We start from the raw sequence: 17951 nt of genomic DNA on the forward strand, positions 1-17951 counted from the left end.
ATGCTTTAGCATTTATGGAATTACTACTGGAAAAAGCCCTTTCTGATTTTTTAACCACGCGACTTAGTGGCTTGCTAATCTCTACCGTGCCAACGAAGCGCGAAAGCAAGAATCAATCGTAGCCCTTAGAAATGTTATTACGGCAGCACGTGAGACCGCAGTCTATATGCGTCTGTTAGATGATTGCGGTAAACGGGACCATAAAACAGAACACCACCTGTCCCTGCTATGGACAAAACTTGGTTTTACCCTCGAAAATCTCGGGATTGATAAATTAGCCAAACACTTCCAAATCAGTGGTAAACACTGGTCTACCCCAGATCATTATGATCCTGCCTTCTTAAAAAAACCTACGCATGTCTAGATAAGATGAAGAAGCTAGCCCTCTACAAAAATACTCCTACAATTTTTTGGCAACTTCCCAATTCTCTGACTATATTCAATTTCATTACAGTTTTGTGACATGGAAGTAAGCTGACGACAAGGAGGTAGTTATGTCCATCCGCCGCGCTTTTATTCTTGTTTCCCTACTGGTCATTGTGGCCATGGCTGCTATGACTTGGATGCTTTGGCAAACCAGTAGCCGAATTTCTGGTTTGGGTCAGCAATACGCTGTCGCCAAGGGGCTCACCAACGATATGTTGATGCTACGTCGACATGAGAAAGACTTTCTCTTACGCAAACAACTCAAATACGTGGATAAGTTTGAAAAACGTATCGCCCTTATGCGGGACAATATCGACTCACTTGCATCGCAATTAACCTATGCCCCAGAAGTTCAAAAAGACTTAGGCACAGCACAACATCAACTGGATATTTACCAACAAAAACTGATCGCACTGGTAGAACTAGATAAGAAAATTGGCCTTGATAAAGACAGCGGCTTACGTGGAGCCTTTAATCAGGCTGAAAGAACACTCCATCAAAAAGTAGCTAACACTGGGGATAGCCTGGCAATCTCTAAGATATTGCACCTAATCTTGTTAGAAAACGACTTCCAAAACAGCTATGACCTCAATTCTAAAACTCTGCTTCGAGAAAGCCTCAAAAATACCCACAACTATATGCAACAAGTAAACTTGCCTGCTGCTGATAGTGTAAAAACCTTTGAGGATACCGCCCATGCATTAGCCGAAGCGTTGCAACAACGCGGCTTAGACCAAAGCTCTGGGCTAAGAGGTGAGCTACGTAGCAGTATCCATGAAGTAGAGTCTATCTTTGGTGGTATATACACCGATCTAGAAGGCGCTATCTCGAGTGCTTTGTCTACCTCCCGAATGCAAGGTGTCGGTATGGCAACAGCACTTACTATCGTTATCGCCGGTTTACTTTTGTGGCAAACTTTCCGCGTGCTTAATCGCTTACAAACCGCTAACTCCAAGATGTCTAATATCAGCCATGGCGGCGGTGATCTAACTCAACATTTAGACCTACCGGGTGAAGATGAAGTAACCGAACTCGCCCATTCGGTCAATGACTTTATTGATACTACCGCAGGACTTGTACGCGAGATAAAGGAAAAAGGTGAAACAGTAGAAAGCAGTGCACATCATTCGGTGGAACTGAGTAAACGCTCCCAAACTGCCATAGAGGAACAGCGCAACAATACAATCGCAGTGAATCAAGCAGTGCAGGAACTCGTTACTGCAGTTGAACTAATTGCATCGAGCAGTACCCAAGTACAAGACAGTGTTAGCAGTGCTGATCAGCAGATGAATGAAGGTAGTCAAATCATGGCTGAAACCCACCAGCAGATGGAAAAGCTCACCAATAATATCAGCCGCAGTAGCGATCTAATGCACTCCCTCAGCCAGTCCAGTACTAAGATAGACAATGTGATTGGTGTGATCAGAGATATTACAGAACAAACTAACTTACTCGCCTTAAACGCTGCTATTGAGGCCGCTCGAGCAGGTGATAAAGGCAGAGGCTTTGCTGTGGTTGCCGACGAAGTTAGAACCCTCGCTCAGCGCACCCAAAGCAGCACGGTAGAGATCGAATCAATGATCGAAACCCTACAACAACATGTCACAGAATCTGAAGTAGCTATGCAAAGTAGCTTGAAGCTCAGCGAAACGATGAACAACTCCATTGGCGCAGCAAACGCCACCATGCAATCCAATAAAGAGGCCATGGATAAGATACGCGAGATGGTGATTCAAATTGCAGGTGCAACCGAGGAACAGATGTACACAGTAAAAGGCGTAGAGGATGCAACACAACGTATATCCTCATCTGCTGAACAACTACTGTCTGACTCTTGTGAGAGCTGTAGAAACTGCGAATGTCTTGAAACTCAAGCACATCAGATGCGCGAGGACGTTTCTAAATTTATTGTGTGATGGTATAACTTGGTCCGGTCAGCTCCCAACTGGCCGGATCTAGTGCTTTCTAAAACAACAAAGAAAAGTGCTTAGTCGGAACAACCTTGAGTCAAGATTACATTCACCTCAGCGCACGACTGTCTTAATTCTCGCCAAGGCTGATATTCATCAGAGTCATACCAAGCTTTAAATAACTCCACTGATGGGAATTCCTGAATAACAATCAGATTGCTATCCCAGCTACCTTCTAACACCTCGCCAAAGTCCCCTTTAACTAGAAACTTACCGCCAAATTTTTCCAATGTTGGGACGTGACCTACCACATACTCATAGAACTTCTTCTTATCGTAAATTTTGACAATATTCACAATGTTATAAGCTTTAGACATCAAGAAAACTCCATAAGGCTAAATGGATTCAGTGATTATTTTATTCTGTCCCCAACTATCTTCCTACGATAGGGTCTTAGCTCATTAAAACAACCCCCTGATAACTGGCGATAAGGCGAAAATTGTCTCAGTATTAAAACATGGATGTTTCGTTTTTCTCTACACCAATCAATCTATTCTGGTCACTTCTTATCGCCTTGGCTTTAGGCATGATCATAGGCATTGAACGAGGTTGGTCACAACGCCATCGTTCTGAGGGAAGTCGTATTGCAGGTATTCGTACCTTTGCTTTGACAGGACTGTATGGTGGATTGTGTGCGGCACTTGCCAAAGACTATTCAAATTGGCTATTAGGCTTCGGCCTGATTCCACTGATCATTATTCTCGCTGTAGCCTTTAGTATCCGTCATAAGGAAAGCAACACCGTTAGTATCACAGGCATTGTTGGCCTATTGATTACCTATACTCTTGGAGCGCTTGCAGTGTCTGGTGAGCCAGTTATTGCCTCAGCCGCAGCTGTTATCGTAGCGTTGATCCTTGATGGTAAGCCCGAGCTTCATTCAGCACTTCAAAAGCTTGAAGAGTATGAACTAGATGCAGGCTTGAGACTGTTATTAATCTCAATTGTTTTGCTGCCGATCCTACCAGATAAAGATTACGGCCCATGGAATGCCATTAATCCGTATGAGATTTGGTGGCTCGTTGTACTGATTGCCAGCATTTCTTTTCTGGGCTATTTTGCAATCCGTATTGGAGGAGCTCGACGCGGCATTATGTTCACGTCCGTTTTTGCAGGTTTAAGTTCTTCAACAGCATTAACAATCCAGTTCTCAAACCTCTCACGGGAACAACGCGCCCTATGCCCTCTATTAGCAAGCGGAATTCTATTTAGCTGTGGGACAATGTTTCCAAGAATTCTGATGGTATTGCTGGTTATCAATGCACCACTAACATATCAACTATGGCCCTCTATGATCATCATGATGGCTGGCTTCTATCTACCTGCGCTGTGGATTTGGTTTAAGTACAGTGACGGGGAAACTAACAGCGTCGAAACTCAACGAAATCCTCTAGCGCTTAGTTCAGCAGTCATCTTTGGGTTTTTCTTGATGATGGTAATGGTGCTTTCTAAAGCGTTAACAGAATGGTTTGGAGATACAGGTACACTACTTTTATCAGCAATCGCTGGTTTAACTGATGTAGATCCAATCACGCTGACGCTTGGCCGTCAGACACCTGAATCAATAGAGATAAGCACGGCTTTAGCAGGTATATTTATTGCGGCTACAGTGAATAGCTTAGTGAAGATGATGATCGTTGTATTTGCCGGTGACAAATCCTTATCAATACGAACAGTACCGGCAATGCTTGTCTCTGTCTTACTAGGAGCTCTGACTATCTATGTTACGCATCTAGCATAAATGCTTTTCTGAACCCCATCACAGTTTCGTGGTCTTCTTACTTAGTACGCCCTAACATCTCATTAATGAGGCAACTGAAGGCGCATTCGCTGCCAATCTTCTTTTGGCGTATTTAGCATCATTTTCATATCGACTACGTCTTCTTCGACATTAAAGCTGTTCTCAAAACCCAGCTTCTTAGCCAAGTTTTGCATACCTTTGTTGTTCGGCAGTGTCGATCCAATAATCTGCAACGTTCCTCGGCTACGGCAGTAATCAACAATCTTGCTCATTAAGGCGACGCCCAGACCTTCGCCTTGTAGATCATCGCGAATCACGACGCTAAATTCAGCTCGAACGTTATCGGCATCGGTCACCGCTCTTACGACACCTAAAGTTTCCATCTCTTTAGAACCTTCACGTGGAACGGAAATAATAAATGCCATTTCTCGGTCGTAATCAATCTGAGTCCAGTTCGCCAGTTCCTGATGGGTTGGTACACCACGACTGTAGAAGTACCTTAGGCGGATCGATTGCGGGCTGAGTTTATTATAGAACTCGAGATGATTCGGTTCATCTTCACCACGAATCGCACGCATAATCGCCTTGCGGCCAGAGCGTTTAAGAGTAATCTCTTCAGTGAGATGTTCAGGATAAGGAGAGATCGATAGATCAGCTTCATCAGCAGTAATCGATACCGAAACATCTGTCGCCAACAGACCTGCTTTATTAACCAATAGCGGATTGATCTCTAGGCATTTAAGGTTCGGTAGATCGACCACCATCTCAGAAAGATTCAGCAGCAATTTGCACAACTGCTTCATATCTTGCTCAGGACGATAGCTGTTTTCTTCGAGAATTTTGCAAATGCGTGACTGGCGAATTAACTGATGTGCCAATGCCATATTCAACGGAGGCAACATCACATGACGATCAGAGAGTACATCAACCGTATGCCCACCCGCACCAAATACAATCACTGGACCAAAGGTAGGATCTCGTGTGATACCTACATTGATCTGCAGAGATTGGAAACCACGCTTCATCTGCTGAATACAGAAACCCATCTGTTGCTCTGGGCCATAGCTCTCACCTACTCGATAAGAGAGTTGAGTAGTCGCATGTTCTATCTCTGAGGCTGAATAGAGGTCTTGGGCAATATCTTTCCAACGTAGACTACCCTGCTCATCGTAACTAAACGGGTAAACGTTATCTGTGTGTAGCGCTTTAACTCTGACAGAGTTTTCAATGTTCCTCGCCAGTTTCACGACATCATTAATATTATCGCTGTAGTACGTATTCGAAACTGGGATATCGTAGAGATCTAATAACGCACAGGCTTCTTTATGTTGCAGATAATCCCGGTTTTCCGCCAACGCATTTTGAATTAGATCTCTGGCCTTAATGTGATTTGGTGTATTTTGCTCTATATAAGGCGGTGGTGTTTGCCGCATCACTTCTTGGTTACGGCGAAATTCCACCATATACATAAAGGCATCAATAGACTCTTCAGGAGTTAAGAAAGTCGAAAGGCCTGCTGCGTTACAACGGTTACGCGCTTCTATCGCTGTTGCTCGACCCATAAAGCAGGTTAAGACATTACGCGGAGTTTTCTTGGCAACTTGAATCACCTGCTCTGCCGTTTCAACACCAGGAGCTAAGCGTGTCGGTGCATGTACCATTAGTACTGCATCGACATTTTTATCTTTGGTAAGTAGGCGTACCGCTTCAGCAAAACGCGCTGGATCGGCGTCTGCATTCAAATCTACAGGGTTAGATCTATCCCAATGAGGAGGCAGGATTTCCGCTAATGCCTCAACCGTTTCTTCGGTTAAATGTGCCAACTGGCCTTTTTTATTCAAAAGGTGCTCTGTCGCTAAGGCGTTAGGCCCCGTGCCATTAGATACAATGGCCAATCGCTCACCACGCATACGTTTCATATGCGTTAGGGTTTCTAAAGCGTTAAATAACTCATCGGAGGTTTCAACACGCACCACACCAGCCCGACGCAGCGCAGCATCATACACCTGATCATCATCGTAGATACCTGGAGCGAGCTCTGTACCCGATTTTTCGCCACTGAAGGTATCGTTTTTAAGTACCAGCACGAGCTTGTTTCGCGATGCAGAACGAACCGCCGAAAGAAAATCCCTCGCAGAGCCGTCTACTCGATTTAGCTGTAATAGAATTGCATGGGTATAAGGATCTTGTGCGAGATAATCAATCACCGAAGGCAGATCGACATCAGCGCCACCGCCCAAGGTAAGAAAATGAGAAAAGCCGATCTCTTGACCGGTAGCCCAATCAATCATAGCCGTGCCTAAAATACCGGACTGCCCCACATAAGCGACCTTACCTTTTAGGATATTCACATGGGAATAGCTGGCATTCATATTGTGGCCGGGAACCAACATCCCCATACAATCCGGCCCTAATATTCGGATACCATAAGGCTTAGCCGCTTGTCTGACTTGATCACGCAAAGTTTGATGATTTTCATCTTCAATGGAAAGACCACCGGTTAAGATCATGGCAGCCTTCACCATACTCGCGCCAAGTGCACGAATGATATCTGCCACAGTTTCCGGGGGGGAACAGATAATGGCTAACTCGGGCATTTCAGGTAGTTGATTCAGTTGGCTGTAACATTTAACGCCATGAACTGACTCATACCCTTGAGAGTTTACCGCGTATAACGAACCCTTAAAGCCGCTTTCTTGTAAGTTTTGAAGAACCACCCCGCCCATACTATTTTCGCGGGCAGATGCACCAAATACAGCGATGGATGCTGGTTTAAAAAAGCGTTTAAGATATTTTGTAGACACGCCAATAATCCCTCGTAAACGGATAGATTGCAGTGTACTCCTTTTTGCACTGCAGCAAAACAAAAACTATATACCAAGGTCTTATAACAAATAGTAATTCCACTACTTATGAGTGAGATCAATTTTTCTAGTAAATGCTAACTGGATACTAAGTTTCCAGCTTTATACGTATTTGCTATCTAGATGGGCTTTTGATAAACCAGCATCCATTTCATCAGACCCTTAGATCGCGCTCAATTGGGCTTGTTACGGGCTCTTTGCTCAATCACCCTTTATTCTCAAACTTGGCACTTCAGTTGCTATTACCTAAGAAACGAGAGTAAGTATCCACAGTCTCTCCTCATCCATAACAATTAAAAAGGATAGTCTAATGAGGACAATTTCCACCCGATTTAAACCAAGTCTAGCCCTAATCGCTGGTTCATTGATTGCCCCATCAGCTTTTGCTCACAGTAATCTATTAATGGAATCCAGTTTGATCTCTGGCTTATTACATCCATTAACTGGGATCGACCACCTTCTAGCACTGTTGGCAGTAGGTTTCTGGGCGGGTCAACAGCACCTAAAAGATAATCGCTTAGTGCCTTTTACGCTTTTCAGCATGCTATTAGTTGGCTTTTTCCTAGCGCTAAACGGCCTGATGTTACCTGCAATCGAAACAGGCATCGCGGTTTCCGTATTAGTATTGGGACTCATGGTGTCCAAAGTGATTAATCTAAAAAGTATTGTAGCCTTACCACTGATTACACTGTTCACGATCTACCACGGTTCAGCTCATGGTGCCGAATTAGGATCTGCCGGTGTCGAAGCTTTTGCATTAGGCTTTATGTTGAGTACCGCGCTGCTATTTTGGGCAGGCAAAACGCTAGCTGATCAGATCAACCGTACCATTCCAAAACTAAATGCTTGGGCCGGAACAGGTATCGCACTATTTGGCGCTTTGTTTCTAGTCGCTTGAACAACTCCTTTAACGAGGTCGGCATCCACTCCTTGTATCTCGTTATTCGCTGGCAATAACATCTAGTTGTTGCCAGAACCTTTCTTTGCTTCACCACACCCAAAGTGCTTTGTCGGGTATTTTTTACCCGACTTTTTTCTCCTTTTAGGCTTTAGCTAACATATTCAGGATAAATCCTTTCCAATTTTCAAATCTGTACCATACTCAGGCTATATAAAGATCGATTTGTTAATCCCTGAGGCAGAGATATGAGTCACCAAAGCCCCATAAATAGCGAATCTAATCAACAGCCCCTGTCTGATGAATCCTTACTTGAAGACGAGTTAACTGCGTCTGAAGAGCTATCGACCATTTATAAGAAAGAGAGCATAAATCCAGCTAAACGCCGTCGTTTAGAGGCAATGCGTGAGGAGAAGGAGCTTCAAAGGGATCTTCGTGAAATATTTGACGATGATGATTGGAAAGATTAACTCAAATAAAAAGGGCAGCTTATTTTAGGCCGCCCCTTTTATCTGCGTATCATGTTAAGCACAGGCGGATGCTTTTTGATCTGTTATCTCCGAATTAAGCGGTTCTACATCTAACAAGTAAATATCAAGATCCGTGAATTCAAACAAAGTGCTACACAGCGAACAGCGATAGATGCTACTACTCGGTGATGCTCTTAGTACGTTAAGGTACTTATGGGGTTCGCTGATAATTAATGATTCAATTAACTGTCTACAGTGGTCGCATTGAGAATCCATATCCCCACTCCCTGTTAAGTTGAATGGTATATCAAGAATGGTTCATATATAGCTGTTATTCAAACTCTGTAAGAACTTTTTAGATTTTTTTTATTCCCTTTAAAGCTATTGATACAATAGGCTTATGTTACAGATATCCAACCGCGTTTTTATCTATCCGCACGAGCTAGAGTTCAATGCCATCCGCGCCCAAGGTAGCGGCGGTCAGAACGTTAATAAGGTCTCCAGTGCGACCCATCTCCGTTTTGATATCAAAAACTCTTCCCTGCCTGAGTTCTACAAAGAGCGCCTACTCGCCTATCGCGATCAACGCATCACAAAAGAAGGTGTGATTGTAATCAAGGCACAAAACTCTCGTGACCAAGAGCGTAATAAAGAGGATGCAAAACAAAGGCTACTGGAACTTATCCACGCCGCTACGGTTGTAGAGAAAACAAGAAGAGCAACCAAACCTACACGAAGTTCACAACGCAAGCGCGTTGATAAGAAAACTCAGCGCGGTCAGATCAAAAAGAATCGAGGAAAAGTGGATTATTAAAGCCAACTTCCTTAAGAAAGCTGACTAAACTCCACCTCAACTTGGTTATCCTCAGCAGTAACGAAAATTTGGTTTTCGCTCAGTGTAATTGTCAGCTCCATTGTGCGATCACACAATGCTTCTAACTGGCTCACTTGATCCGAATCGAATCGAAATACCTGCGTCTTAGGCAATGCTTTTAGGCCTTCACCATTTTTAGCCCACCAGATATCTACTTCGCTACCGTAGGCATATAGCAGTACTTGTTCCGCTCGACTAACGCCTTTACGCATACGTTCAGGAGAAGCTTGTCCAACTTCTATCCAACAACTCACAGAGTTATCAGGGCGCACAATCCAAAGATCAGGCTCATCAGCCGTTGATAGGCCTTTGGTGAAATCAAGGTCTTGATCATAGTTCAGCGCGTAAGCGAGGATACGCACCATCATTCGCGTAACCGTTTCAGATGGATGCAGAGCAACTGTCAGCTTTTCGCTCGTATAAATATCCCGATTCATATCCACTAAATTAAGAGAAACTTTGTGGATAGTTGGTTTAAGCGCCATGAGCTCAGCCTTATTCATTGGATTAGAGGCATCTTTATACTGCATCTCCCCTAAGTTTTAAATACAATCCTTGCTCTGCTTTTTTGACAACGCTGCTGAGGTCATTCATGGAATTAAAACATCTAGCTATTCGAGAACTAGTTAAAGAATCTGAAGATGCGCCTGCGCGTATTACAGATCGTGGTGGTGTTATTCCGACAACTGAACCGATCGCTAACCAGCTATTCGAAACACTAAATTCTGCTTTCAGCCGTCGCTCTAGTCTGACTCATGGATCGTTCAATCATGAGAATGAAGAGGGCTATCCATTTATCTCGGCTTTCGAAAGCTTTGTTAATGCTGAATGTAACGAGCAGAGCTTTGTTGAGTTAACAGAAAAAAGTATGTCTCAGCTAGCAGTTGCAATTAACAACCCTTCCGCCCATACGGCCCACGGTGGATATGTACTGTTTGCTATGTATGCCAGTGACCGTTACGAATATATGTTGATCGCGCTCGTACGAGATAAAGCAGGAATTGGTTTTGATAATGATCTTCATCCAACAGAGGTGATGGAGATAAATCTTGATCAACTTCATCAAGGTGCACGGATCAACCTAACCACTTATCGAAAAAAGCAGGATAGTTACCTAAGCTTTATTGGCAGTAAAGAGAAAGGTGAAATCACCCATTACTTCTCTACTGCGTTTGGTTGTACTGATGTCACCCCTTCACGCAAATCAACGGGTGAATTGATTCGTGCAGCACGAGATTTCTGTAACCAAAACAATATGAGTGATCGTAAAGAGGAAGTGGTCGAGGATGTGGTTAGCTACCTATCCAAGCAACGCACAGAAAAAGAATCCGCTAATCTAAACGACATTGAAAACCTGTTTGATGCTTACATTCCCCCAGAACAAGCTGAAACAGCAGCAGGCACCTTTGGCACATTTGCCAATAAAGGCCCGTACAATGTTAGTCAGGAATTTCAGCCTCATACCAGCACGATTAATCGCTTCGCGAAGCTCAAAGTGAAAGCGGATAACTGGAGTTTAGATTTCAATAAGCGCAGCCTAGGCGACCTAAATGGCAGTAAAGATATAGAATTTGATGAAGATAATGGCCGTATCATTATCAATCGTTTGCCAAGCAAGGTGATCAACCAACTGCGCGAAGCATTAGAGCAGGAAGATTAATCTGCTACTTGATGTAGTGTTTTGTACTTTCCATCTAAGCTGAAGGACAAAACACTACATACTAAAAATTGAAAGTATATTGCCTTCAAGATCCTTAAAGTGCCCTAACGTTCCCCCCCAAGGTTGTTTCTCTGGAGGGGCAACAAACTCGATCCCCCTTTGTGTCATCTCCATATACACCTGTTGAATATCTTCAACTTGTAAGGTTACCCCCACAAAACGCCCTACCAAATCATTGGCTTCCTCTGAGTCTGCATCGACCAATTCTAGGGCTATTTTTGCCGTACCTAGTTCAAATTCAGCCCACCCCATATCTTCATCTAAAAACTCTGCTTCTATCCCTAAAGCCTGAGAATAGAAACCAACCGCTGCATTGAAACGAGTAACAAAGATACGCTGTGCATAAAACGTAAATGCCATTGTATTTATCCCTCCTATCAACTTAGTAGAGACCTAAACAACATCCATAAAGTTTAGTTAAGAATCAGCTCTTCAATTGCCCTAAACACCACTGTATGAAAATTTGTATGCATATTCCTATACAGACAGCGCTGTCGCATCAAACGAAAATGGACAGCAGATAAAGCAATTTAACTGCTCCGCAAAAGCAGTCTCAAATGAGGATAGTCAGATGATCATCAACGGATATTTATTTGGAATTTCAGATAGAAACAAAAACTTAGTTCTACTAAAGCTGATGGACCTACTCGCAGAGCAAGGCTATGCCATGAAAAGCTTTAAACTAGATGGTGACTTTTTAGCTGTTGAAGTATTGGACTTACTGAACGATCGTAAAGAGCATGTAGTCGAGATAATTAATCAGCCGCAGCAGCCTGAAGAGATCATGTTATTTATTCATGATGTGCAACAAGCTGCTTGATTTCTGCCAAATGCTTTACAACAAAAAGCTAACCCAACAGGATACGCTAACGAGCGCAGCCATGGTTGATAGAACGACAGTTAGGGAGGTTTCTTTCTCTTTTACATCATAGCGAATAGCCATAACGTGGGCTAAGGCCCCTGTTGGCAACGCAGCCAGAATCACAGCAGCTAACAGCCAGTTCTGGTCCTCAACGCCTGCGAGTTTGAAAATGACTAAAGTGAGCAATGGATGAATAACGAGCTTAACGATTACCAGCCAGAATAGCTCAACTTTACTTTGCTTAAGGGTTTTAAACTCAAGACTCGCACCTAAACAAAACAGAGCCACAGGCACGGTGGCTGGCGCTAGCAGATCCAACGTCGATGCCAAAACATTAGGCAGCTCTATAGCAAACGCTGAGACTAACACGCCAAAGAATGTGGATAAGAAGATAGGGCTACGCAGCAATGATTTATCTAAAATAGCTAGAAATTGCTTAAGGCCCGTCCCCTCTTGACGCTGGCTCTCCATCAAGAATTGTGTGCCTCCGATCTGGAAAACATTCCCCAACAAGATAATACTGATCATCGCTCCATAAGCGGCTTCTCCCAACAAACCAAATACCATTGGAATGCCCATATACGCATAGTTAGAGAAAGTACCATTCAACGCACGAATGATGAGTACCTCTTTATTACGCTCCGAAAAGAAAATCGCACACCCAAATGCAGCGGTAAGTGCAGTTGCAACAACAGCGATGAGAAAAGCGAATAGATAAAGGGGCTGGAACAAACTATCCAAAGATAATTTATAGACTGAATTAAACAGCAACGCAGGCACAGCAAAGTAGTACACAAAGGTGTTGAGCGGAGCTAAGGATTGCTCTGCTAAAACGGTACGTTTACCGATATAACCTAAACCTATTAGCAAAAATAGCGTCAGTATTGTTTCTATGCCTGCCATGATAATTGCTCGTTATAGCCAGAAAATTCAAAGCGCCAATTAGACCAATTCGTCCTCTTAACGTCCAGACATCATTCTGTCATAACCGAACTCTATGTTTAGGAATATGTAGCTAAAACTTTTTTGTGCACCGCACAAAAAAGTGTTGACTTGATCAAAAATCAGGCTACAATGAGCTTCATATTGTGCAGTGCAACAAATTAATTTTTTAGAGAGAACTATCATGACTAATACTGTTGATTTCCAGAAATCTTTCGATGCCGTTCAGTCTCTGATGAACCTTCAGGCTGCTGCGATCACTAAATCTATCGAACAGCAGAAAAAATCTGGTGAAGAACTAACTTCTTTCTTCCAGGGCGAAGCTGAGAAAGCAAAAGAGCTAAAAACTCCTGAAGAACTAATCAAGTTCAACATGGAAGCTAACAAAGCTCTATTCGAACTTCTAAAAGGTCAAGGCGAAGCTTTCACTGCAATCGCAAACGAAACTCGCGAAGCAGCAATGGCTGAACTTCAGGCGATCACTAAGTAAGTGATAACCTTCTAAAAAAAACCGGGCTTATGCCCGGTTTTTTTTGCCTATCAGACTTTAAACCACTAGTCATACTTGTTAATTCCGCTACTATGTCAGTTAGTTAGTTCGAAACTGCTATCTAATTGATTGTTGTATGAGGCGCCTAGGTGTTAGAGCAAACTCTGTTAGCAAGACAACCAATCCTCAATGCCAACTGTGAAACGGTTGGTTATGAACTTCTTTATCGAGATCCGAATGGTTGCCCTCCCGGGGAGCTATTTGATGGCACCGCAGCTACCTGCGAAGTCCTCCTTAACGCATATACCGGAATTATCCAGAGAGGTGCTCAACGCGTCCTTCCAGCTTTTATGAATATCAATGAGGAACTGCTTTCGGAGGAACTTCCAAGTTTTGCAGCAGATAATGTTGTTCTAGAAATAATTGAAGATGTTCCAATTAATGCTAAAACCATTGAACAGATTCGAGGGCTATCCAAGAAAGGGTTTAAAATCGCCTTGGATGATTTTACTTGGAGCGAAGATTATAAGCCTTTAATGGATGTAGTCGATATTGTAAAAATTGATGTTCTTGAAACCAAAGGTAAAAACCTTTTTCGCACAATGGAACATCTGGCACCTTACAATCTGACTTTGCTCGCAGAGAAAGTTGAAACTCTTAACGAATTCCATCGCTTTAAGAAATTAGGTTTCCAACTGTTTCAAGGGTACTTTTTTGCATTTCCTGAACGCATTGAGGGAAAGCGCATAAGTGGAAATGAATTAACCATAATCCAATTACTTGCCGAGCTAAATAATCCAGATGCAACTCCAGAAGGTCTAGAAGAGATCATTGCTAAAGATCCTCGACTTGCAGTAAAACTTCTAAAAATTGTTAATTCGGCTACCTTTTCATTACAACGATCAATCTCCACTATAAATGAAGCCGTTGTTTTGCTTGGCCTTAATGAGCTAAAACGCTGGGCGATTATTGTTTCTTTATCAGGCACGTTAACTGTCCCTGACGAATTATGCCGAGAACTACTGATTAGATCTAAGATGTGTGAGCATATTGCGCCTCAATACAGCGCTGAACCAGGCCTCGCATTTCTCATTGGTATTCTCTCCGGTGCTGACGCCCTTTTCTGTATCCCAATGGAAACTCTGCCTGAACATATTCCATTAAACGACGAAGCAAAAATGGCGCTGGTAGACCGTAAAGGCAATCTCGGCTTGATGCTTAATGATGTGATTAACTTTACTCGTTATGAGTGGACCAATCTCTCAGGTCATGTCGATGAGCACACATTACTGCAAGCTCAATCAGAAGCGATTACTTGGGCCATAGAAAGCCAAAAAGTCGCTACATCTTAAACACTCAAATCAACGCCATTTCAAATAAGCTCTAAACTAACAAAACTCATAGTTTAGAATCCCCTAATACTCAACTAAAATACAAGTGGTATACAAAGCGCCTTAAACAGGGTGCTTTACATACCATAGAGCGACTCCTTCCTCTTAAGACAGGATGTCTATTATGAGTATTTTCATTACAAGTTTAGGCGCAACAGATAACGAAATCTGCGCACCTTTTACTCAGGCTATTCTTAATACACTGGACAACAAAGGCTTTAGTTTTTGTGGACTTCCAGCTGTTGAAGCCGAAATACTGATCAGCAGCAATCAAGTAAACTTTACGCTTCGTACCTGCAAAATTAAAACTCAACCGATTACGTTTAAGTTTGGTGAAGTGCATGACTTTACTCGCCAATACCGTATTGAACACAGGGTTAACACTGAAATCCTATCTAAGGTTGAATACCTACTCTTGGAGCTAGAGGATTTAGCCTCCCACTGCACTGCAAAGAGCCATTGCTCTAATTGTGTAGTTACAAATCGCGGCCCTAATCCAAATAAACTGGCGTTTAACCACTAACCACCCTGTGGTTCGCAAGATAAGCCGGTGTGCGAGCCTTGGGTAGCTTTTCCACAAAGTGGTAACGAGCAACATGGTAGCTAGGGTCAAAACCGAAGAAGTTAAGCTTCATCTGGTTTAGCTCTTCGTCACGGTATTGCTGTAATGGCTTTTGCAGCTCATCTTGTTGACGCTGCAAATTCTTTAGCGCCAGACGCTGCGCATATTCAACGGATGTAGCCAGATGCTTTGCATCGGCCTTGATTCGATTAAGAAAGCCTTCTCGGCTCTCATTGATACAAGCATCGATTAACCCACTCTGTTCAGCTTCTGTAGCCGACACCGGTAATCGATTTTGCATCAATTGCTGCGCTTGTTCATCTCCGACTCGTTTAGGCAGGAGATAGGTCCAATATTCCGAGCCATACAGATTACCCATGGACTTGTAATGGGGGTTAAGCACGATATTGCTACGCGCCACTACTTGGTCAGCGGCTAAAGCTAAAAAGACACCACCGGCTCCAGCATTGCCTTGCATAGCCACCATGGTTAATTGGTTAGGTGAGTGAATGATCTCTAAACAGAGATCATTCATCGCATTGATATTGCGCCACGACTCTTCCGCAGGACTCTCAGCTGCTTCGATCTGGTTTAGGTGAATACCGTTCGACCAAAACTCCTCTCCTCCCATTAACACTAACACTTTGATTAGCTGGGCTTTTGCGTAGGCCACCGCTTGTTGTAAGCGCTGACATTGATCGCTATCCATAGCGCCATTGTAGAAATCAAAATAGAGATAGCCGACATCGCCTTCTTGGCGGTAACGAATCTCCTGCCAAGTGGCCGAACCTGGCTGAATTTCAGGTGCTAAAGACAATTCTGGCACGCGTTGCTCATGAGGTGCTGAAGCAAGCTGCTTCGCTAAAAAGTGAGTCGCTGGCAGTTTAAAGTTAAATTCACTTTCTTCTGGGTTAACGCGTTTTAGATGGGTAACCCACACTGCTGCATCACGGGTTTTAAGACAGATTGCACCGTCTCGAGTAGCGAGGACAGAGCCCGCATCAGCCTGCTCTTGCCCTAACGCATGTTCCGCATAGGCGTTATAAAGGTAATAATCCTGCCCCCCGATTCGATCCTGCACACCGGGCGCTGAATCCGCGGCTCGAATCTTTGTTAAGATCTCTTGAGTGGAATCATTTTGCCAGTCGATCTTACGATCGCTTTGCGCCATCAAACAGTTCCACTGCCCCAATATATCAGACTGATCATAATCCAGTTCTTGCGGCTTAAAATCACCCGATAGAATACGTTCAAGCGTTTGCTTTACTGCAGTCACTGCAGCGTCACTGATCTCATTTCGATAAAGGCTGCTTTTACTCGCCTCACGCATTGGAAACTCGACCGACGCCCAAATATCGCCTGCGTCCATCTCGGCATTGGCTTCTAAGCACGTCACGCCCCAAGATGCCTCTTGATTTAATATGGCCCAATCAACAGACGACGGACCTCGATCACCTTTGATACCCGGATGAACAATAATGCAGCGATGTTGAGACCAGATAGATTCGGGAATCGCTCTTTTCAAAAACGGTGCAATAATGAGCTCAGGCTTAAACAACTCCACCGCCTGTTCTGCTACTGCATCGTTTATATCAAATTCGATAGAGACATCGTGGCCGTCTCTGCGTAACTCAACAAACAAACGTTGAGTCAGGCTATTAAAACTGTGGGTTAAAAATAAGATATGCATTAACAGATCCTCGGTAGCTGTTCACCGTTGATCCAATCAACCATTCGGTTACCACCAAAGGCTGTCTGCATCTGCACAAAGCTCAATGGGTCATCGGTCACTTCACCAACAATCGCGGCTTCTTCTCCTTTATGATGCTCCTTCATCACCTCTAATAACTGCTCCGCCTTTTCTGCCGGGCAGAAAGCAACCAGCTTACCTTCATTCGCAACAAACAACGGGTCTAACCCAAGGAATTCACAGGCTGCTTGAACTTGTGCTTTCACCGGAAGCTGCGCTTCATAGATCTGCATACCCACTCGGGCCTGCTGAGCGATTTCGTTAAGCGTTGCTGATAAACCTCCTCGAGTAGGATCTCGAAGGCAGTGGATCTCTGGAACCGCTTCAACCATATCTGCAACAAGATCATGAAGTGCTTGAGAATCCGATTCAATCGTCGTCTCAAACGTTAGATTTTCACGCAAAGACATAATGGCAACGCCATGATCCCCCAAGGTACCGGACACTAAGATTTTATCTCCCGGTTTCACCTGATTTGCGCCAAAATCCGATCTGCCCTCAATTACGCCAACACCAGTAGTATTGATAAAGCAGCCATCGCCTTTGCCCCGCTCAACCACCTTGGTATCACCGGTCACGATGGCAACCCCAACCTCTTCAGCCGCCTTAGCCATAGAATCTACGATGGTCTTCAGATCCGCCAGTGGGAAGCCCTCTTCCAAGATAAAACCTGCTGATAGATATTTAGGCTTAGCGCCGGACATCGCAACATCGTTAACCGTTCCATGAACAGATAACGAGCCTATATCACCACCGGGGAAAAACAGCGGTGAAATCACATGGCTATCCGTCGCCATCACCACTTTACCTGCAGGCAAGCTAAAACTCGCCTGATCATTCATCTGCTCTAACCAAGGGTTTGAAAACGCTTGTAGGAACAGCTGATCAATCAACTGGGCCATCGCCTTGCCACCGCTACCATGGGCCATTTCTACTTTGCCCTTAACCAGATCGAGCTCTGATGTATAAATCGTTTGTGTACTCATGAAAAACT

The 17951-nt window shown here is 43.8% G+C and carries 17 protein-coding genes; 10 read left to right on the plus strand and 7 right to left on the minus strand.

Features of this window, described 5'->3' with window-relative positions; genetic code table 11:
• Positions 1–494: 494 nt before the first annotated feature.
• On the plus strand, positions 495–2342 hold the full coding sequence (locus ACMXYR_RS10825; RefSeq protein ID WP_415901572.1) for a methyl-accepting chemotaxis protein: 1848 nt from the start codon (positions 495–497) through the stop codon (positions 2340–2342).
• A 71-nt stretch (positions 2343–2413) separates the two neighbouring features.
• On the opposite strand, the gene ACMXYR_RS10830 is transcribed toward ACMXYR_RS10825, so the two are convergent.
• A complete protein-coding gene (locus ACMXYR_RS10830) occupies positions 2414–2713 on the minus strand; it encodes a DUF1330 domain-containing protein (RefSeq protein WP_415901573.1) in 300 nt (99 codons plus the stop codon).
• Positions 2714–2853: 140 nt separating this feature from the next.
• Between ACMXYR_RS10830 and ACMXYR_RS10835 the strand changes: the two genes are divergently transcribed.
• On the plus strand, positions 2854–4134 hold the full coding sequence (locus tag ACMXYR_RS10835; RefSeq protein ID WP_415901574.1) for an MgtC/SapB family protein: 1281 nt from the start codon (positions 2854–2856) through the stop codon (positions 4132–4134).
• A 62-nt stretch (positions 4135–4196) separates the two neighbouring features.
• On the opposite strand, the gene ACMXYR_RS10840 is transcribed toward ACMXYR_RS10835, so the two are convergent.
• Positions 4197–6938 carry a GNAT family N-acetyltransferase gene (locus tag ACMXYR_RS10840; RefSeq protein ID WP_415901575.1) on the minus strand — a complete coding sequence of 914 codons (2742 nt, stop codon included), beginning with the start codon at positions 6936–6938 and terminating at the stop codon, positions 4197–4199.
• A 370-nt stretch (positions 6939–7308) separates the two neighbouring features.
• On the opposite strand from ACMXYR_RS10840, the gene ACMXYR_RS10845 reads away from it, so the two are divergent.
• The 3 genes from ACMXYR_RS10845 (at position 7309) to arfB (ending at position 9180) form a co-directional block, all read left to right on the plus strand.
• Complete coding sequence (locus tag ACMXYR_RS10845; RefSeq protein WP_415901576.1) at positions 7309–7896, plus strand: HupE/UreJ family protein; 588 nt, start codon at positions 7309–7311, stop codon at positions 7894–7896.
• A 248-nt stretch (positions 7897–8144) separates the two neighbouring features.
• Positions 8145–8366, plus strand: coding sequence for a PA3496 family putative envelope integrity protein (locus ACMXYR_RS10850; RefSeq protein ID WP_415901577.1), 222 nt, complete (start codon positions 8145–8147; stop codon positions 8364–8366).
• Between the two features lie 400 nt (positions 8367–8766).
• Positions 8767–9180, plus strand: a complete 414-nt coding sequence (gene arfB, locus ACMXYR_RS10855; RefSeq protein ID WP_415901578.1) for an alternative ribosome rescue aminoacyl-tRNA hydrolase ArfB — start codon at positions 8767–8769, stop codon at positions 9178–9180.
• Positions 9181–9191: 11 nt separating this feature from the next.
• Here the strand turns inward: arfB and ACMXYR_RS10860 are convergent, their stop codons facing one another.
• Positions 9192–9770: a YaeQ family protein gene (locus ACMXYR_RS10860; RefSeq protein ID WP_415901579.1), complete on the minus strand. Its 579-nt coding sequence runs from the start codon at positions 9768–9770 to the stop codon at positions 9192–9194.
• Between the two features lie 62 nt (positions 9771–9832).
• Between ACMXYR_RS10860 and ACMXYR_RS10865 the strand changes: the two genes are divergently transcribed.
• Positions 9833–10900 carry a nucleoid-associated protein gene (locus ACMXYR_RS10865; RefSeq protein WP_415891979.1) on the plus strand — a complete coding sequence of 356 codons (1068 nt, stop codon included), beginning with the start codon at positions 9833–9835 and terminating at the stop codon, positions 10898–10900.
• Positions 10901–10954: 54 nt separating this feature from the next.
• On the opposite strand, the gene ACMXYR_RS10870 is transcribed toward ACMXYR_RS10865, so the two are convergent.
• Positions 10955–11320, minus strand: coding sequence for a VOC family protein (locus ACMXYR_RS10870; RefSeq protein WP_415901580.1), 366 nt, complete (start codon positions 11318–11320; stop codon positions 10955–10957).
• Between the two features lie 211 nt (positions 11321–11531).
• Here ACMXYR_RS10870 and ACMXYR_RS10875 point away from each other — a divergent pair, with 211 nt between their 5' ends.
• Positions 11532–11780 carry a hypothetical protein gene (locus ACMXYR_RS10875; RefSeq protein ID WP_415901581.1) on the plus strand — a complete coding sequence of 83 codons (249 nt, stop codon included), beginning with the start codon at positions 11532–11534 and terminating at the stop codon, positions 11778–11780.
• Between the two features lie 15 nt (positions 11781–11795).
• Here the strand turns inward: ACMXYR_RS10875 and ACMXYR_RS10880 are convergent, their stop codons facing one another.
• The gene (locus tag ACMXYR_RS10880) at positions 11796–12725 is read right to left on the minus strand and encodes an AEC family transporter (protein WP_415901582.1); all 930 of its coding nucleotides are present in this window, start codon (positions 12723–12725) and stop codon (positions 11796–11798) included.
• A 223-nt stretch (positions 12726–12948) separates the two neighbouring features.
• Between ACMXYR_RS10880 and ACMXYR_RS10885 the strand changes: the two genes are divergently transcribed.
• From ACMXYR_RS10885 to ACMXYR_RS10895, 3 genes are all read left to right on the plus strand, one after another.
• Positions 12949–13254 carry a hypothetical protein gene (locus tag ACMXYR_RS10885; RefSeq protein WP_415883983.1) on the plus strand — a complete coding sequence of 102 codons (306 nt, stop codon included), beginning with the start codon at positions 12949–12951 and terminating at the stop codon, positions 13252–13254.
• Between the two features lie 149 nt (positions 13255–13403).
• Positions 13404–14606, plus strand: coding sequence for an EAL and HDOD domain-containing protein (locus tag ACMXYR_RS10890; RefSeq protein WP_415901583.1), 1203 nt, complete (start codon positions 13404–13406; stop codon positions 14604–14606).
• Between the two features lie 163 nt (positions 14607–14769).
• Positions 14770–15168 (plus strand): hypothetical protein, encoded by a 399-nt coding sequence (locus ACMXYR_RS10895; protein WP_415901584.1) that lies wholly within the window; start codon positions 14770–14772, stop codon positions 15166–15168.
• Here the strand turns inward: ACMXYR_RS10895 and ACMXYR_RS10900 are convergent.
• Positions 15158–16897, minus strand: coding sequence for a hydrogenase maturation protein (locus ACMXYR_RS10900; protein WP_415901585.1), 1740 nt, complete (start codon positions 16895–16897; stop codon positions 15158–15160). The two genes, ACMXYR_RS10895 and ACMXYR_RS10900, sit on opposite strands and share 11 nt — an antisense overlap.
• Positions 16897–17943, minus strand: coding sequence for a hydrogenase expression/formation protein HypE (gene hypE, locus ACMXYR_RS10905; protein ID WP_415901586.1), 1047 nt, complete (start codon positions 17941–17943; stop codon positions 16897–16899). The genes ACMXYR_RS10900 and hypE overlap by 1 nt, the downstream gene beginning before the upstream one ends.
• Positions 17944–17951 lie beyond the last annotated feature (8 nt).

Origin of the sequence: Neptuniibacter sp. QD29_5, from assembly GCF_047778125.1 — a bacterium.
In the GTDB taxonomy this organism is placed as follows: Bacteria; Pseudomonadota; Gammaproteobacteria; order Pseudomonadales; family Balneatricaceae; genus Neptuniibacter.

Coding starts and splice junctions, on each gene's coding strand:
- ACMXYR_RS10825 (WP_415901572.1), top strand. CDS start 495: ATGTCCATCCGCCGCGCTTTTATTCTTGTTTCCCTACTGGTCATTGTG.
- ACMXYR_RS10830 (WP_415901573.1), bottom strand. CDS start 2,713: ATGTCTAAAGCTTATAACATTGTGAATATTGTCAAAATTTACGATAAG.
- ACMXYR_RS10835 (WP_415901574.1), top strand. CDS start 2,854: ATGGATGTTTCGTTTTTCTCTACACCAATCAATCTATTCTGGTCACTT.
- ACMXYR_RS10845 (WP_415901576.1), top strand. CDS start 7,309: ATGAGGACAATTTCCACCCGATTTAAACCAAGTCTAGCCCTAATCGCT.
- ACMXYR_RS10850 (WP_415901577.1), top strand. CDS start 8,145: ATGAGTCACCAAAGCCCCATAAATAGCGAATCTAATCAACAGCCCCTG.
- arfB (WP_415901578.1), top strand. CDS start 8,767: ATGTTACAGATATCCAACCGCGTTTTTATCTATCCGCACGAGCTAGAG.
- ACMXYR_RS10860 (WP_415901579.1), bottom strand. CDS start 9,770: ATGCAGTATAAAGATGCCTCTAATCCAATGAATAAGGCTGAGCTCATG.
- ACMXYR_RS10865 (WP_415891979.1), top strand. CDS start 9,833: ATGGAATTAAAACATCTAGCTATTCGAGAACTAGTTAAAGAATCTGAA.
- ACMXYR_RS10870 (WP_415901580.1), bottom strand. CDS start 11,320: ATGGCATTTACGTTTTATGCACAGCGTATCTTTGTTACTCGTTTCAAT.
- ACMXYR_RS10875 (WP_415901581.1), top strand. CDS start 11,532: ATGATCATCAACGGATATTTATTTGGAATTTCAGATAGAAACAAAAAC.
- ACMXYR_RS10880 (WP_415901582.1), bottom strand. CDS start 12,725: ATGGCAGGCATAGAAACAATACTGACGCTATTTTTGCTAATAGGTTTA.
- ACMXYR_RS10885 (WP_415883983.1), top strand. CDS start 12,949: ATGACTAATACTGTTGATTTCCAGAAATCTTTCGATGCCGTTCAGTCT.
- ACMXYR_RS10895 (WP_415901584.1), top strand. CDS start 14,770: ATGAGTATTTTCATTACAAGTTTAGGCGCAACAGATAACGAAATCTGC.
- ACMXYR_RS10900 (WP_415901585.1), bottom strand. CDS start 16,897: ATGCATATCTTATTTTTAACCCACAGTTTTAATAGCCTGACTCAACGT.
- hypE (WP_415901586.1), bottom strand. CDS start 17,943: ATGAGTACACAAACGATTTATACATCAGAGCTCGATCTGGTTAAGGGC.